This is a genomic window from Streptomyces sp. DT224 (assembly GCF_049844595.1).
GTDB lineage: Bacteria > Actinomycetota > Actinomycetes > Streptomycetales > Streptomycetaceae > Streptomyces.
Genome location: NZ_JBNCLI010000014.1, coordinates 39,995 through 54,858 on the forward strand (window position 1 = coordinate 39,995; position 14,864 = coordinate 54,858).

13 protein-coding genes and 1 riboswitch are annotated in these 14,864 nt (G+C 71.9%); of the genes, 3 read left to right on the forward strand and 10 right to left on the reverse strand.

The genetic code is table 11. The annotated features are described in order from the left end of the window. Positions 1-51: 51 nt before the first annotated feature. From ACLQ2N_RS31010 to ribD, 6 genes are read right to left on the reverse strand one after another with little or no spacing between them, the layout of a single operon-like run. A complete protein-coding gene (locus tag ACLQ2N_RS31010) occupies positions 52-324 on the reverse strand; it encodes a phosphoribosyl-ATP diphosphatase (protein ID WP_018103937.1) in 273 nt (90 codons plus the stop codon). A gap of 34 nt (positions 325-358) precedes the next feature. After that, positions 359-844 carry a 6,7-dimethyl-8-ribityllumazine synthase gene (gene ribH, locus ACLQ2N_RS31015; RefSeq protein WP_425818250.1) on the reverse strand — a complete coding sequence of 162 codons (486 nt, stop codon included), beginning with the start codon at positions 842-844 and terminating at the stop codon, positions 359-361. Between the two features lie 40 nt (positions 845-884). Beyond that, a complete protein-coding gene (locus ACLQ2N_RS31020; protein WP_425818252.1) occupies positions 885-2,183 on the reverse strand; it encodes a bifunctional 3,4-dihydroxy-2-butanone-4-phosphate synthase/GTP cyclohydrolase II in 1,299 nt (432 codons plus the stop codon). Continuing rightward, positions 2,180-2,824, reverse strand: a complete 645-nt coding sequence (locus ACLQ2N_RS31025) for a nicotinamide mononucleotide transporter family protein (protein ID WP_018103934.1) — start codon at positions 2,822-2,824, stop codon at positions 2,180-2,182. The genes ACLQ2N_RS31020 and ACLQ2N_RS31025 overlap by 4 nt, the downstream gene beginning before the upstream one ends. Further along, positions 2,821-3,438, reverse strand: coding sequence for a riboflavin synthase (locus tag ACLQ2N_RS31030; protein WP_425818254.1), 618 nt, complete (start codon positions 3,436-3,438; stop codon positions 2,821-2,823). The genes ACLQ2N_RS31025 and ACLQ2N_RS31030 overlap by 4 nt, the downstream gene beginning before the upstream one ends. Beyond that, positions 3,439-4,539 carry a bifunctional diaminohydroxyphosphoribosylaminopyrimidine deaminase/5-amino-6-(5-phosphoribosylamino)uracil reductase RibD gene (gene ribD / locus ACLQ2N_RS31035; protein WP_425818256.1) on the reverse strand — a complete coding sequence of 367 codons (1,101 nt, stop codon included), beginning with the start codon at positions 4,537-4,539 and terminating at the stop codon, positions 3,439-3,441. A 154-nt stretch (positions 4,540-4,693) separates the two neighbouring features. Beyond that, positions 4,694-4,824: riboswitch (FMN riboswitch) on the reverse strand. A gap of 275 nt (positions 4,825-5,099) precedes the next feature. On the opposite strand from ribD, the gene ACLQ2N_RS31040 reads away from it, so the two are divergent. Next, positions 5,100-7,445, forward strand: coding sequence for a chitinase C-terminal domain-containing protein (locus ACLQ2N_RS31040; protein ID WP_425818258.1), 2,346 nt, complete (start codon positions 5,100-5,102; stop codon positions 7,443-7,445). 118 nt (positions 7,446-7,563) lie between these two features. Here the strand turns inward: ACLQ2N_RS31040 and ACLQ2N_RS31045 are convergent, their stop codons facing one another. After that, complete coding sequence (locus ACLQ2N_RS31045) at positions 7,564-8,742, reverse strand: ROK family transcriptional regulator (protein WP_425818260.1); 1,179 nt, start codon at positions 8,740-8,742, stop codon at positions 7,564-7,566. Between the two features lie 134 nt (positions 8,743-8,876). On the opposite strand from ACLQ2N_RS31045, the gene ACLQ2N_RS31050 reads away from it, so the two are divergent. Both ACLQ2N_RS31050 and ACLQ2N_RS31055 read left to right on the forward strand, forming a co-directional pair. Continuing rightward, positions 8,877-10,106 (forward strand): MFS transporter, encoded by a 1,230-nt coding sequence (locus tag ACLQ2N_RS31050; RefSeq protein WP_425818262.1) that lies wholly within the window; start codon positions 8,877-8,879, stop codon positions 10,104-10,106. 154 nt (positions 10,107-10,260) lie between these two features. Continuing rightward, the gene (locus ACLQ2N_RS31055; RefSeq protein WP_425818264.1) at positions 10,261-11,652 is read left to right on the forward strand and encodes a uracil-xanthine permease family protein; all 1,392 of its coding nucleotides are present in this window, start codon (positions 10,261-10,263) and stop codon (positions 11,650-11,652) included. A gap of 13 nt (positions 11,653-11,665) precedes the next feature. On the opposite strand, the gene ACLQ2N_RS31060 is transcribed toward ACLQ2N_RS31055, so the two are convergent. The 3 genes from ACLQ2N_RS31060 to ACLQ2N_RS31070 all read right to left on the reverse strand — a co-directional run bounded on the left by ACLQ2N_RS31060 (position 11,666) and on the right by ACLQ2N_RS31070 (position 14,835). After that, positions 11,666-13,366 carry a flavin monoamine oxidase family protein gene (locus ACLQ2N_RS31060; protein ID WP_425818266.1) on the reverse strand — a complete coding sequence of 567 codons (1,701 nt, stop codon included), beginning with the start codon at positions 13,364-13,366 and terminating at the stop codon, positions 11,666-11,668. Between the two features lie 52 nt (positions 13,367-13,418). Then, on the reverse strand, positions 13,419-14,216 hold the full coding sequence (locus tag ACLQ2N_RS31065; protein WP_425818268.1) for a carbon-nitrogen hydrolase family protein: 798 nt from the start codon (positions 14,214-14,216) through the stop codon (positions 13,419-13,421). A gap of 175 nt (positions 14,217-14,391) precedes the next feature. Further along, complete coding sequence (locus tag ACLQ2N_RS31070) at positions 14,392-14,835, reverse strand: Lrp/AsnC family transcriptional regulator (RefSeq protein WP_161208500.1); 444 nt, start codon at positions 14,833-14,835, stop codon at positions 14,392-14,394. Positions 14,836-14,864 lie beyond the last annotated feature (29 nt).

The following is a 14,864-nucleotide window of genomic DNA, read 5'->3' on the forward strand; positions in this document are numbered from 1 at the left end:
CCTTTGCGAAGGGTGAGACGGGATGACGTACGGGAGGGTGCGGGGCCTGGCTCAGAGGTGGGCGTAGACGTCGTCCAGGGAGATCCCGCGCGCGACCATCATCACCTGGACGTGGTACAGCAGCTGCGAGATCTCCTCGGCGGCGGCGTCCTTGCTCTCGTGCTCGGCGGCCATCCAGACTTCGGCGGCCTCCTCGACGACCTTCTTGCCGATGGCATGGACCCCCTTCTCCACCAGCTCGGCGGTGCGGGAGGTGGAGGGGTCGCCGTTGGCGGCCTTGAGCTGCAGCTCGGCGAAGAGCTCTTCGAAGGTTTTGTTCGCCATGATGTGCTCAGAATACGGGGTGTCCGGGCCGCACTCAGCGCCAGGGTTCGCTGACCGAGCGCAGCGTGGCGGCGGTGGCGACCGCCGCGGTGACCGCTTCGTGCCCCTTGTCCTCGTTGGACCCTTCGAGACCGGCGCGGTCGAGCGCCTGCTCCTCGTTGTCGCACGTGAGTACGCCGAAGCCGACCGGGACGCCGGTCTCGACGGCGACCTGGGTCAGGCCGTTGGTGACGCCGTGGGACACGTATTCGAAGTGCGGGGTGCCGCCGCGGATGATCACACCGAGGGCGACGACCGCGTCGTACCCGCGCCCGGCCAGCACCTTCGCGACGACGGGGAGCTCGAAGCTGCCCGGGACCCGCAGCAGGGTCGGCTCGTCGATGCCCAGCTCGTGCAGGGCGCGCAGGGCGCCGTCGACGAGCCCGTCCATGACCTTCTCGTGCCACTGTGCGGCGACGACCGCCACACGGAGGTCCCCGCAGTTGCGTACGGACAGTTCGGGTGCGCCCTTGCCGCTCATGTCTCTCCTGGCTTTTCTGTACGGGTGTCTGCTGGTCGTCCTACTGGTTGCCGCAGGCGGACGCGGGGACCGCGTCGAGCCAGGGCAGGTCGTGTCCCATGCGGTCCCGCTTGGTGCGCAGGTACCGCAGGTTGTGCTCGCCGGCCTGGACGGGCATCGGCTCGCGCCCGGTGACGGTCAGGCCGTGCCGGGTGAGCGCGGCGGTCTTGTCCGGGTTGTTCGTCATCAGGCGCAGGCTGCGCACGCCGAGGTCCGCGAGGATCTGGGCGCCCGCCGCGTAGTCCCGGGCGTCGGCGGGCAGGCCGAGCTCCAGGTTGGCGTCGAGCGTGTCGACACCGCGCTCCTGGAGCTCGTACGCGCGGAGCTTGGAGAGCAGGCCGATCCCCCGGCCCTCGTGGCCGCGGAGATAGACGACGACGCCGCGTCCCTCGTCCGTGATGCGCTCCATGGAGGCGTGCAGCTGGGGCCCGCAGTCGCAGCGCTCGGAGGCGAAGATGTCGCCGGTCAGGCACTCGGAGTGGACGCGCACCAGCACGTCGTCGCCGTCCCCGAGGTCGCCGTGGACCAGCGCGACGTGCTCGACGCCGTCCACGGTGGAGCGGTAGCCGTACGCGGTGAACGCGCCGAAGCGGGTCGGGAGCCGGACCTCGGCCTCGCGGCGGACGGTCGGCTCGCTGCTGCGCCGGTACGCGACCAGGTCCTCGATGGAGATGATCGTGAGGCCGTGCTTGCGGGCGAAGGGCACCAGCTGGGGCAGCCGCAGCATGACGCCGTCCTCGCCGGCGATCTCGACGATCGCCCCGGCGGGCCGGAGTCCGGCGAGCCGGGCGAGGTCGACGGCGGCCTCGGTGTGGCCGTTGCGCACGAGGACCCCGCCGGAGCGGGCGCGCAGCGGGAAGACGTGACCGGGGCGCACGAAGTCGCCGGGGCCCGCGGCGCCGCCCGCGAGCAGGCGGAGCGTGGTGGCGCGGTCGGCGGCGGAGATGCCGGTGGAGACGCCGTGGGCGGCCGTGGCGTCGACGGAGACGGTGAAGGCGGTCTTCATCGACTCGGTGTTGCGGTCCACCATCTGGGGCAGTTCCAGCCGCTCCAGCTCGTCGCTCTCCATGGGTGCGCAGATCAGTCCGCGGCACTCGCTCATCATGAACGCGACGATCTCGGGTGTGGCCTTCTCGGCGGCGATGACGAGGTCGCCCTCGTTCTCGCGGTCCTCGTCGTCCACGACCACGACGGGCCGTCCCGCCGCGATGTCGCGGATGGCCTGCTCGACGGGGTCGAGGGCCAGGTCCTCGGCGGGCACGTCGTGGTCCGGGTGCAACCAGGCGGGCTGGGCAGTCATGCCGTGGCTCCTTCCAGAGCGGGTGTCCGCGTGCGCAGCCACCAGTCGCGCATGCCCCACAGGACGAGGGCGCCGTAGACGACGTAGATGAGACCGGAGAAGGCGAGTCCGCTGTGGAAGTTCAGCGGGACGCCGACGAGGTCGACCAGGAGCCAGGCGAACCAGAACTCGACCATGCCGCGCGCCTGGGCGAGCATCGCGACGAGCGTGCCCGCGAAGATGTAGGCGTCCGCCCACGGGCTCCAGGAGAGCGAGGGGAAGGCGGTGAACAGGCCGCCGACCGCGAGGGTGCCGAGGGCCGCCCCGCCGACCAGGTAGCCGCGTTCGCGCCAGGTGGCGAAGCGGACCGCTATGGAGCCGTCCTGCGCCTGCTGCCTGCCCCGGGTCCACTGCTGCCAGCCCCAGACGGCGACCGCGATGACGATGACCTGCTTGCCGACGCTGCCCGCCTGCTGGACGGAGACGTTGGCGGCGACCAGCACGACGCCGGACAGGAGCTGGGCGGGCCAGGTCCAGATCGAGCGCAGCCAGCCGAGCGCGAGGGCGATCAGGCCGACGGTGTTGCCGATCATGTCGGACCAGATGATGTGCTGGTCGAGGACGGTGAATGCCTCGGAGTTCAGCCAGTGCAGGGCGCTCACTTCGGGTCCTCCCCGGTCTGCGGCGCGGAGTCGCCGAGCAGCCGCTCGACGTACTTGGCGATGACGTCCACTTCGAGGTTGACCGGGTCGCCGGGTCCCTTGATGCCGAGCGTGGTCAGCGCGAGGGTGGTGGGGACGAGGCTGATGGTGAAGTAGTCGGGTCCGGCGTCCACCACGGTCAGGCTGACGCCGTCGACGGTGATCGAGCCCTTCTCCACCACGTACCGGGTGAAGGCGGCCGGGAGCGAGATCTTGACGATCTCCCAGTTCTCGGAGGGCCGGCGCTCCAGGATGCGGCCGGTGCCGTCGACGTGGCCCTGGACGATGTGGCCGCCGAGGCGTCCGCCGAGCGCCATGGGGCGTTCGAGGTTGACGCGGGAGCCGGCCGTCAGGGCGCCGAGGCTGGAGCGGTTCAGCGTCTCCGCCATCACGTCGGCGGTGAACTCGTGCTCGCCGAGGTCCACGACGGTCAGGCAGACGCCGTTCACGGCGATGGAGTCCCCGTGCTTGGCGCCCTCGGTGACGACGGGTCCGCGCAGGCGGAAGCGGGAGGCGTCGTCCAGTTGCTCGACGGCGGTGACCTCGCCCAGTTCTTCGACGATTCCGGTGAACATTCAGTTCTCCTTCCGGGCGGGGCCGGGGACGGCGGTGACGCGCAGATCGGGGCCGATGCGGACGGTCTCCGTCACGTCGAGGCGCAACGCCTCGGTGATCGTGGAGATTCCGGCGTCGGCGAGGGCGGCGGGGCCCGCGCCGATGAGGACGGGGGCGAGATAGCCGACGACCTTGTCGACGAGTCCCGCGGCGACGAAGGCGCCGGCCAGGACGGGGCCGCCTTCGAGGAGTACGGAGCGCACGCCGCGCTCGTGGAGGGCGGCGAGCAGGGCGGTCAGGTCGAGGCCTGAGCCGCCGTGGGCGCGCGGGAGGCGGAGGACCGCCTCGTCGGGCAGGTGACGGGCGTCGGCGTCCTCGGCGACCGCGACCAGGGTGGGCGCGGAGCCGTCGAGGACCCGGGCGCCGGGCCGTACGGCGGCGGCGCGGGTGTCCATGACGACGCGCAGGGGCTGGACGGCGCCGTCGACGCCGCGCACCCCGAGCTGGGGGTCGTCGGCGCGGGCGGTGCCGGAGCCGACGAGGACCGCGTCGGCCTCGGCGCGCAGCCGGTGCACGTCTGCGCGGGACTCGGCGGAGCTGATCCAGCGGCTGGTGGCGTCGGCGGCGGCGACCCGGCCGTCCAGGCTCGCCGCGTACTTCCAGGTGACGTGCGGGCGGCCCCGGCGGATGGCGGTGAGCCAGGCGGCGTTGCCCGCCTCGGCCTCGTCGGCGAGGAGGCCCGCCTCGGCCCGGACCCCGGCGGCGCGGAGCGTGTCGGCGCCGCCGGTGGCCTGCGGGTCCGGGTCGCCGACCGCGTACACGACACGGGCGATCCCGGCCTCGACGAGCGCCTGGGCGCAGGGGCCGGTGCGGCCGGTGTGGTTGCACGGTTCGAGGGTGACGTAGGCGGTCCCGCCCCGGGCCCGGTCGCCGGCCGCGCGCAGGGCGTGGATCTCGGCGTGCGGGCCGCCGGCGCGCTGGTGGAAGCCCTCGCCCGCGCTCTCGCCGGCGGCGTCGAGGACGACGCATCCGACGACCGGGTTGGGGCTGGTGGAGCCGAGGCCGCGGGCGGCGAGGGCGATCGCTCGGCGCATGGCGGTGGTGTCGGCTGCGGTGGCCACCGGGTCCTCCTGCCTCTTCGGGCACGGACTCCGGGGCCTGTCGATGACGACAGAAGGAGCGGAACGCACGGCAGGGACGCCTGATGCCGGAAACACGGAGGGGTCCGGTGACCCGGAACCTCCGCCGACGGCGGCGTACCCGCGATACGGCCCGCCGCGCACTGCCTCCCATCCGGACTTTAACCGTCGGTCCAGGAATTTCACCTGGTCAACCGGCCGCTGGATGCGGACGGGTCGCGGACTGTAACCGCCGGTTCGGAATTGCACCGACCCCGGAGTGCGCTGCTGCTGGTACCCGATCAGTGTGCCACGACCCGGCGGGGGCCGACCGGGTGAACGCTGTGGAGTGGCTCACAGACAGCATGTGACAAGACCCCTTTCGGACATCCGCACAGGAATAGACCACGATTGGTCCAGACCTATTGACGCACTGGTCTAGTCCTCTTAATCTCTGCGTCACCTCCGAGGAGCGGTTCCGCGGTGTGCGCACGCCCGGGACCAGGCACGACCCACCCCCTTGTTCAGTTGTGTTCTGCCGACCTCCCCAGGAGGAACCGAACGTGCTGTCCCCCACCCGTGCGAGAGCCTCGCTCCTCGCCGCCGGCGCGGGCATCGCCGCGCTGCTGATCGGCTCGCTCTCCGCGACCCCCTCGCAAGCCGCCGACCAGGAGTCCTGTCGCCCCGACGGGCTCTACGAGACACCGGGCGTCGCCGTCCCCTACTGCTCCGTGTACGACTCCGAGGGCCGCGAGAAGATGGGCGCCGACCACCCCCGGCGCGTCATCGGCTACTTCACCAACTGGCGCACCGGCAAGGACGGCAAGCCCGCCTACCTGGCCTCCGACATCCCCTGGGACAAGGTCACCCACCTCAACTACGCCTTCGCCCACGTCGACGGAGCCAACAAGCTCTCGGTCGGCGCGGATGGGCCGGAAAACGCCTCCACCGGCATGACCTGGCCGGGCGTCAAGGGCGCCGAAATGGACCCCGGCCTCCCCTACAAGGGCCATTTCAACCTGCTGAACAAGTTCAAGAAGCAGTACCCGAACGTGAAGACGATGGTCTCCGTCGGCGGCTGGGCCGAGACCGGCGGCTACTTCGGCGACGACGGCGAGCGGGTCGGCTCGGGCGGCTTCTACTCGATGGCCACCAACGCCGACGGCTCGGTCAACCAGGCCGGGATCGACACCTTCGCGGACTCGGCGGTCGACTTCGTCCGGAAGTACGGCTTCAACGGCGTCGACATCGACTACGAGTACCCGACGACCATGAAGGACGCGGGCAACCCGCTGGACTGGACGCTGTCCAACGCCCGCCGCGCCGGTCTGGTCAAGGGCTACGCCGCGCTGATGAAGACCTTGCGCGAGAAGCTGGACCGGGCCTCCGCCGCCGACGGCCACCACTACCTGCTCAGCGTCGCCGCCCCCTCGTCGGGCTACCTGCTGCGCGGCATGGAGACGTTCCAGGTCCAGAAGTACCTGGACTACGTCAACATCATGTCCTACGACCTGCACGGCGCCTGGAACGAGTACGTCGGACCCAACGCCGCGCTCTTCGACGACGGCAAGGACGCGGAGCTTGCCCAGGCGAGCGTCTACTCGACCTCGCAGTACGGCGGGACCGGCTACCTCAACACGGACTGGGCCTACCACTACTTCCGCGGCTCGATGCCGTCGGGCCGTATCAACATCGGCCTGCCGTACTACACCCGCGGCTTCAAGAACGTGCAGGGCGGCACCAACGGCCTGTGGGGCAAGGCGGCTTCGACCGACTGCCCGGCCGGTGCGGGGCTGACCAAGTGCGGTGACGGTGCCGTCGGCATCGACAACCTCTGGCACGACCTGGACACCAACGGCAAGGAGTCGCCCGCCGGCTCCAACCCGATGTGGCACGCCAAGAACCTGGAGAAGGGCATCGTCGGCGACTACGTCACGGACTACGGGTTCCCCGCGGACACGAAGCTGACCGGCACCTACGTCCGCAACTACGACTCGACGCTGGTCGCGCCGTGGCTGTGGAACGCCGAGAAGAAGGTCTTCCTCTCCACCGAGGACGAGCAGTCCGTGCGGGCCAAGGCGGACTACGTGGCCGGCAAGGGCATCGGCGGCACCATGATCTGGGAGCTGGCCGGCGACTACGGGTGGGACGCGGCCAAGGGCCAGTACGGGCCCGGCTCCACGCTCACCTCGACCATGTACGACACCTTCAAGAAGGCGGCACCCTACGGGGCGAAGCGCTCCACGATCGACCTGCCGGCGCAGGCGCTCGACATCGACGTCTCCTTCGGCCAGTTCCCGCTGGGCGACTCCAACTACCCGATCAGCCCCAAGCTGACGATCACCAACCACACGAAGGCGACGCTGCCGGGCGGTACGGAGTTCCAGTTCGACTACTCCACCTCGGCGCCCGCCAACGCCAAGGACCAGTCGGGCTTCGGCACGACGCTCGTGCGCAGCGACCACACCGCCGCGAACAACGTCGGCGGACTGAAGGGCGATTACAACCGCGTGTCGCTGAAGCTGCCGTCCTGGCAGAGCCTGGCGCCCGGCGCGTCGGTCCAGGTCGACTTCGTGTACTACCTGCCGACGTCCACGCCGTCCAACTGGACGGTGACGTTCGGCGGCACGTCCTACGCGCTGGCGGCCGACCTGGCCCGGGGCACGACGGTGGTCGAGCCGGGTACGGGGACCACCCCGACGCCCGGCCCGTCCGGCTCCACCGGCCCGAGCCCCGACCCGTCGGGCGGCACGTGCGCGGCGGCGGCGTGGAGCGCGGAGACCGCCTACGGCGCCGGTACGACGGTGAGCCAGGACGGCCACCAGTGGAAGGCGAAGTGGTGGACGAAGGGCGAGAAGCCCGGCTCCACCGGTGAATGGGGCGTCTGGCAGGACCTCGGCGCCTGCTGAACTCCGGGGCGGGGCCGCTGGGCCCCGCCCCGGACCACCCGGGCCCGTCCGGCGATTGAGGACGGACCCGGTTCGCCGGCCCGGGGCGACTCGCGAGGGCCCCGGGCCGGGACCGGGATCAGGCGCTCGGCGCGAAAAGCGCCTCCTGCGCCGCCTCCCGCGCCGCGAGCAGCGCACCCCGGAGGACCGCCGTGCCGCCCAGCAGCCCCGCCCGGACCTCCGTCCGCAGCGGGGACATCGCCTCCAGCCGCCCCGAGACCCGGGCGGCCAACGCGCCGCCCCCCGCGTGGCCCACCTCGCCGGAGAGCAGGACGAGCCCGGGGTCGAGGACCGAGGCCACCGCGGCGGCGCCCAGCGCGACCCGGTCGGCCAGGGCACCGAGGAAGCCCTCGCTGTCGCCCTCCCCCGCGAGCGCCGCCCGGACGGCCGCCGCCGCACCGGGCTCCTGGCCCTTCTCCGTGACGGTGATCCCGTACCGGGCGGCCAGCTCGCACAGCGGCGCCGAGCCGACCAGTGAGTGGAAGCCCCCGTCGCAGTTGACGGCCGAGGGTGTGCCGGCCGTGCCCGGGACCGGCAGGAAGCCGAGTTCCCCCGCGCCGCCCGAGGCCCCCCGGCGCACCTTGCCGTCGAGAACGACCGCCGCTCCCACCCCGTGGCCCAGCCAGAGCAGGGCGAACGTGTCGTGGTCGCGGGCCGCGCCGACGCGGTGCTCGGCGACGGCGGCGAGGTTCGTCTCGTTCTCGATGAGTACCGTCGCCGGCAGCCGCTCCTGGAGCGCCCGGACCAGGCTGCGGTGCCAGGACGGCAGCCCGCCGCTGTCCCGCAGCTCCCCCGTGACGGGGTCGATCAGCCCGGGCGCGCCGATGCCCACGCTGTGCAGGGGCGCCGTGCCCGCGCTGCGGGCGGTGGAGGCCAGCAGGGCCGCCGCCTGCTCGACGGCGTCGTCGGCCGCCGTCTCGCTGCCGATGGGCAGGACCGCCTCGGCGAGCGTCGCGCCCAGCAGGTCGGCGACGACGACGGCGACACTGTCGGTGCGCACGTCGAGCCCGGCCAGCAGCGCGCGGTCCGCGACGATGCCGTAGAGCCGGGCGTTGGGACCCCGGCGGTCGGCCCCCGTCTCGCCGACGACATGGATCAGACCCGCGCCCTGGAGGCGCTCCACCAGGTCCGCGACGGTGGGCCGGGAGAGCCCGGTCAAAGTCTTCAACTGCGTGGCCGTCAGGGGGCCGTCCTGCTGGAGGTGCCGCAGGGCGAGCCGGTCGTTGATGGCCCGGGCGGTGCTCGGTGATGCGGGCATGCCGGAATCCTTCCAGATGACCGCCGGACCCGAGGCGTACGGACGGTCTATTTATCAGGCAGGGTTCCTGATAGTTTAGCGCCCGCATCATCACCCGCAGCATGGAACAGGACCTCAGGGGAGGGCACGGCGATATGACAACCACATCCACGGCTCCGGTCTTCAGCACCAGGGAGGTGCGGCGGGCCAGGTACGCCGTCGCGGCGGTCTTCACCGTGCACGGGTCGGTGACCGGAAGTTTCGCCACCCGGGTCCCCTGGATCCAGGACCACGCCGGCGTGAGCGCGGGCCAGCTGGGCCTCGCGCTCGCCTTCCCCGCGATCGGGGCCTCGGTCGCGATGCCGCTGGCCGGCGCGGTGAGCCACCGCTTCGGCGCCCGGACCGCGCTGCGCGGGCTGCTGGCCCTGTGGACGCTGTCGCTCATCCTGCCCGCCCTGGCGCCCAACCTGGTCACCCTGTGCGCGGCGCTGTTCGTGTACGGCGCGTCGGCGGGCGTCTCCGACGTGGCGATGAACGCGCTCGGGGTCGAGGTGGAGAACCGCCTCGACAAGTCGATCATGTCCGGGCTGCACGGCATGTGGAGCGTGGGCGCCCTGCTGGGGTCGGCGGCGGGCACGGTCGCCGCCCACGCGGGCACCGACGCCCGACTGCACCACGTGATAGCCGCCGTGGTGCTGACCCTGCTCGGCCTGATCGCGTGCCAGTGGGTGTTCGACCTGCGCAGCGAGCCGGACGAGGAGCCGCCGCCGCGTTTCGCGCTGCCCCCCAGGTCGGCCCTGATCATCGGTGCGGTGGGCTTCTGCGCGGTGTTCGCCGAGGGGGCCAGCCTCGACTGGTCGGCGGTCTACCTCCGCGACACGCTGGACAGCTCGGCCGGCCTCGCCGCGGTGGCCACCACCGCGTTCGCGCTGACGATGGCGATCGCCCGGATCGCCGGAGACCGCGTCGTCGACCGCTTCGGCGCGGTGCGCACCGTACGGGCCGGAGGCGTCCTGGCCACGGCCGGCGGGGTCCTGGTGGTCACCGCTCCGCACGCCGCGCTCGCGATGTGCGGGTTCGGGATGATGGGACTCGGCATCGCCGTGGTGGTCCCGCTCGCCTTCGCGGCGGCCGGGCGCAGCGGGCCCAAGCCGGCCCAGGCCATCGCGGGCGTCGCGACGATCACGTACACCTCCGGCCTCATCGCCCCGTCGGCGATCGGTTCGCTGGCCGAGGCGACCTCGCTGGTCGTGTCGTTCGGCCTGGTGTCGGTGCTGGCGTTCGGCCTGGTCCTGGGGGCGGGGGTGCTGCGGGCCGGTGACCGCAAGCCGGTGTCCCGGGGCGCGGCGGTACCGGACACGGCGGCGGGCAACCCCGGCGCCTGACCCCTGTCCGGGAGCCACGGCACCGGAGAACCGGAACAGGCGGGTCCGGCCGGGGCGCGCGGGCCGGGCACCACTACCATGGCGCTGATCTTTTCCGCGATGAGCGCCGTGCCCCGGTGGCACGGGCTCACGCACCTACACACAGGGAGCAACCATGGGCCTCGGCGTGCGCTGGACCTTGCACGGCGACGGGAAGACGCCCGCACCGGGAGCGGTGGTCCGCCCCGACGAGCGGCTCACCTGGCCCCGCACCTTCGGGCTCGGCGCGCAGCACGTGGTCGCCATGTTCGGCGCGTCGTTCGTCTCGCCCGTCCTCATGGGGCTCGACCCCAACCTGGCGATCATGATGTCCGGTGTCGCGACGGCCATCTTCCTGCTGGCCACGCGCGGCCAGGTGCCGAGCTACCTGGGCTGTTCGCTCTCGTTCGTCGGCGTCGCCGCGACGATCCGGGCGAGCGGCGGCGACAGCGCGGTGGTGACCGGCGCGGTCTTCGTGGTCGGCGTGGTGCTCTTCCTGGCCGGCCTCGCGGTGCAGCGCTTCGGTGCGCGGATCATCCACGCGGCGATGCCGCCGGTGGTGACGGGCGCGGTGGTCATGCTCATCGGGTTCAACCTGGCGCCGGTGACCGCGTCGACGTACTGGCCGCAGGACCAGTGGACGGCGCTGCTGGTGATGCTGTTCACCGGTCTGGCCGTGGTGTGCCTGCGCGGCTTCTTCTCGCGGATCGCGATCTTCCTGGGGCTGGTCTTCGGTTACGTGCTGTCCTGGCTGCTCGACCGGGTCTTCGGGAAGATCCACTCCCCCGCCGGCGGCGCCGAGTCGGTGGACCACTGGCGCCTCGACCTCTCGGGCGTCGGGAAGGCCGACTGGATCGGGCTGCCCTCGTTCCACGCGCCGAGCTTCGAGTGGTCGGCGATCCTGGTCGCCCTGCCCGTCGTCATCGCCCTGATCGCGGAGAACGCCGGCCATGTGAAGGCGGTCGGCGAGATGACCGGCCGCTCGCTGGACGGCAAGCTGGGCACGGCGATCGCGGCGGACGGTGCCGCGTCGATGCTGTCGACGGCGGTGGGCGGCCCGCCGAACACCACGTACTCCGAGAACATCGGCGTGATGGCCGCGACGCGGGTGTACTCCACCGCCGCCTACTGGGCCGCCGCCTGCTTCGCCCTGCTCTTCGGTCTCTGCCCGAAGTTCGGCGCCGTCGTCGCCGCGATCCCCGGCGGGGTGCTGGGCGGCATCACCGTCATCCTGTACGGCATGATCGGCCTGCTCGGCGCCCAGATCTGGCTGAACGCCAAGGTGGACCTGCGCAATCCGCTGAACCTGGTGCCGGCGGCGGCGGGGATCATCATCGGTGTCGGCGGGGTCAGCCTGAAGATCACGGACAACTTCGAGCTGAGCGGGATCGCGCTCGGCACCATCGTCGTGATCACCGGCTACCACGTGCTGCGGGCGTTCGCCCCGGCGCACCTCAAGACGCAGGAGCCGCTGCTCGACTCGGGCACGTCCGCCTACGACGAGGAACGCCCGGCCACGGACTCGTGAACCGGGCGCCCGCTCAGTCCTCGGGGAGTTCGACCGGGGCCAGCTCGTCGAAGCGGTCGCCGGGGCCGGGGTTGGTCGCGTCGGTCGCGCCGCCGAAGTGGGTCATCACGCCCCACACCGCGTTCAGCGCGGTCTGCACCGCGCCCTCGGCCCAGCCGGCCGTCCAGGAGATGTCGTCACCGGCCAGGAACAGGCCCCGCTTGTCGGCGGGCAGCCGGTCCTGCATGAAGTGGGTGAACAGGCGCCGCTGGTAGCGGTAGTGCCCGGGCAGGTTGGCCTTGAACGCGCCCATGAACCACGGCTCGTTCTCCCAGGAGACGGTGACCGGGTTGCCGGTGATGTGGCTGCGGATGTCGACGTTCGGGTAGATCTCGCCGAGCGACTTCAGCATGACGTCCATCCGCTCGGCCGCCGACAGCGGCAGCCACTTCAGGCTGTCGTCGCACCAGGTGTACGAGAGGCAGATGCTCGCGGGCCGGTCCGGCCCGTCGTCCAGCAGGTACGTGCCCCGGGTCATCCGGTCGGTCAGCGTCATCGACATCGTGTCGCGGCCGGTGGTCTCGTCCTTGTCCAGCCAGAACGGCCGGTCGACGGGCACGAACAGCTTGGACGACTCCATGTAGTGGGTGCGCTCCATCGCCGTCCAGTGGTCGATCGGGAAGAGCGCGTCGTCGCAGGCGATCTTGGAGAGCAGCAGCCAGGACTGCCCGGTGAAGACGGCCGCGCGGAAGGTGCGGATGTCGCCGGAGGCGTCGGTGACGGTGATCCGGTTGCCGGCCGTACGGTTCAGCCGGGTGACGGCCCCGCGCGGCTCGCCTCCGTGCAGCGAGGACAGCGAGGTGCCGAGCGGCCAGTGTGTGATCTTCCGCGGCTCGCGCTCCCACAGGCGCAGCGGGAGCTGCTGGCTGCCGCCGACGATGGAGCGGTGGTGGTCGTCCGCCTCGGTGTAGACGACGCGCAGGATCTCCAGGATCGAGTTGGGGAAGTCGGTGTCCCAGCCGCCGGTGCCGAAGCCGACCTGGCCGAAGATCTCGCGGTGCCGGAACGACGTGAAGGCGTCGGAGTCGCAGAGGAAGCCGTAGAAGGTCTGGTTGTCCAGCTTCTCGACCAGCCGGGACCAGATCTCCCTGATCCGGGGAACGTCGCGCTCGCGCATCGCCCGGTTCATGCCGGAGAAGTCGGCGCCCTCCTCCAGGCAGCGGTTCCAGGCGTCCATCACATCGCGGTAGACCTGCGGGAGTTCGTCGATGGTCCTGGCGTAGTGGGACTCGCCCTTGAGGTCGACCACGGTCGAGGGGGTGGCCGGGCAGAGCGGGTTCGGGAACGGCTTCGTCTCCAGGCCGACGAGGTCGATGTAGTGCTGGAGGGCGGTCGAGGAGGGCGGGAAACGCATCGCGCCCATCTCGGCGGTGAGCGGTTCGCCGTCGGTCGCGCAGCCCTCGAACTCGACCGTGCGCAGCCGTCCCCCGATGCGGTCGGCCTCGTAGACGACCGGCTTCAGGCCCATCTTCATCAGCTCGTACGCGGTGATGATGCCGGAGAGCCCGCCGCCGATGACGGCCACCTCCGTGCCGTGCTCGGTCGCCGGTATCTGGCCGAGGCCCGCCGGGTGGGCGAGGAAGTCGTCGTACGCGTACGGGAAGTCCGGCCCGAACATGGTGATCGGCGGGGCCGCTTCCTCGGTGTGCTGGACGGCGGGGGGCACGGCGGTCATGGGGTACGGGCTCCTTGCGGGACGGGCGAAGACGTGAACGGGGCTGGCGGGCTCAGACCAGGGAGCCGTACAGGCCGGGGCGGCGGTCGCGGAGATACGGGTTGGCGGCCCGCGACTCCGCGAGCAGGGCGAGGTCGACGTCGGCGGTGACCAGCTCATCGCCGCGCCCCGCACGGGCGCGGACCGTGCCGTCGGGACCGGCCAGGCAGCTCAGCCCGGTGAAGTCGAACGCGCCTTCCGGACCGGTCCGGTTGACGTAGGCGATGTAGAGCTGGCTCTCGAAGGCGCGGACCGGGACGAGGGATTCGGCGACGAACGAGAAGGGGTGCATCAGCGCGGTCGGGACCAGCAGGAGGTCGGTGCCGGCCAGGGCGTGCGCCCGCACGTTCTCCGGGAACTCGACGTCGTAGCAGGTCAGCAGGCCGATCCGGACGCCGTCCAGCTCGGCCTGGACCACGGGCTGCCCCCCGGGGGTGAACCAGCGCTGCTCGAAGTCCCCGAAGAGGTGGGTCTTGCGGTAGTTGGCGAGCGCGGTGCCGTCGGGGCCGATGAGCTGCGCCGAGTTGTACAGGGTGTCGCCGTCGCGCTCGGGGTAGCCGTAATGCACGGCGATCCGGTGCCGCACGGCGATCTCCGCGACGGCGCGGGCGGCGGGCCCGTCGGCGGCCTCGGCCAGCCGGGGGACGTCGTCGCCGATCGCGTACCCGGTGAGGGACAGCTCGGGGCAGACCAGGAGCCGGGCCCCGGTGCCGGCGGCACGGCGCGCGGCGTCCGCCAGCAGCTCGACGGAGCCGGCGACCGAGCCGGGACGCCCGGAGCTCTGGAGCAGGGCGGTGCGCAACGACGGCATGGCTGACCTCGGACGATACGGGCGGGGCGGGGACGTAGAAACGGTACGTTCAGCCGTTCGGCCCGGACAAGGCGCGACCGTTGCGCACCGACGGGCGATCCGTTGCGCGGATCGCGCGGGATGCGGCGATTCGTTGCGCGCCGCCGGAGGACCGGCCCCACCCAGCGGGCGGCCGCTACCCCGGATACCGCCGCAACAGCGGCGAAAGCACCAGCACCGACTTCGTCCGTTCCACGTACGGCTCCCCCGCGATCCGCTCCAGGACCTGTTCGAAGTGCCGCATGTCCGCGGCGAAGACCTGCACCAGCGCGTCCGCGTCGCCGGTGACCGTGGACGCGGAGGCGACCTCGGGGTAGCGGGCGAGGCCCTGCTTGATGGACTCCGGGGACGTGTTGCGGCTGCAGTAGATCTCGATGTACCCCTCGGTCTCCCAGCCGAGCGCGGCCGGGTCGACCCGCACGGTGAACCCGGTGATGGCCCCCTCGGCGCGCAGCCGGTCCACCCGGCGTTTCACGGCGGGCGCGGACAGGCCGATGATCGAGCCGATGTCGGCGTAGGAGCGGCGGGCGTCCTCGGCCAGGGCGTGGACGATGCGTTCGTCGAGGTCGTTCAGTCGCACGTCGTACGGGTCACTTCTCTGCGGGGCGC

Coding starts and splice junctions, on each gene's coding strand:
- ACLQ2N_RS31010 (WP_018103937.1), bottom strand. CDS start 324: ATGGCGAACAAAACCTTCGAAGAGCTCTTCGCCGAGCTGCAGCTCAAG.
- ribH (WP_425818250.1), bottom strand. CDS start 844: ATGAGCGGCAAGGGCGCACCCGAACTGTCCGTACGCAACTGCGGGGAC.
- ACLQ2N_RS31020 (WP_425818252.1), bottom strand. CDS start 2,183: ATGACTGCCCAGCCCGCCTGGTTGCACCCGGACCACGACGTGCCCGCC.
- ACLQ2N_RS31030 (WP_425818254.1), bottom strand. CDS start 3,438: ATGTTCACCGGAATCGTCGAAGAACTGGGCGAGGTCACCGCCGTCGAG.
- ACLQ2N_RS31045 (WP_425818260.1), bottom strand. CDS start 8,742: ATGCCCGCATCACCGAGCACCGCCCGGGCCATCAACGACCGGCTCGCC.
- ACLQ2N_RS31050 (WP_425818262.1), top strand. CDS start 8,877: ATGACAACCACATCCACGGCTCCGGTCTTCAGCACCAGGGAGGTGCGG.
- ACLQ2N_RS31055 (WP_425818264.1), top strand. CDS start 10,261: ATGGGCCTCGGCGTGCGCTGGACCTTGCACGGCGACGGGAAGACGCCC.
- ACLQ2N_RS31060 (WP_425818266.1), bottom strand. CDS start 13,366: ATGACCGCCGTGCCCCCCGCCGTCCAGCACACCGAGGAAGCGGCCCCG.
- ACLQ2N_RS31065 (WP_425818268.1), bottom strand. CDS start 14,216: ATGCCGTCGTTGCGCACCGCCCTGCTCCAGAGCTCCGGGCGTCCCGGC.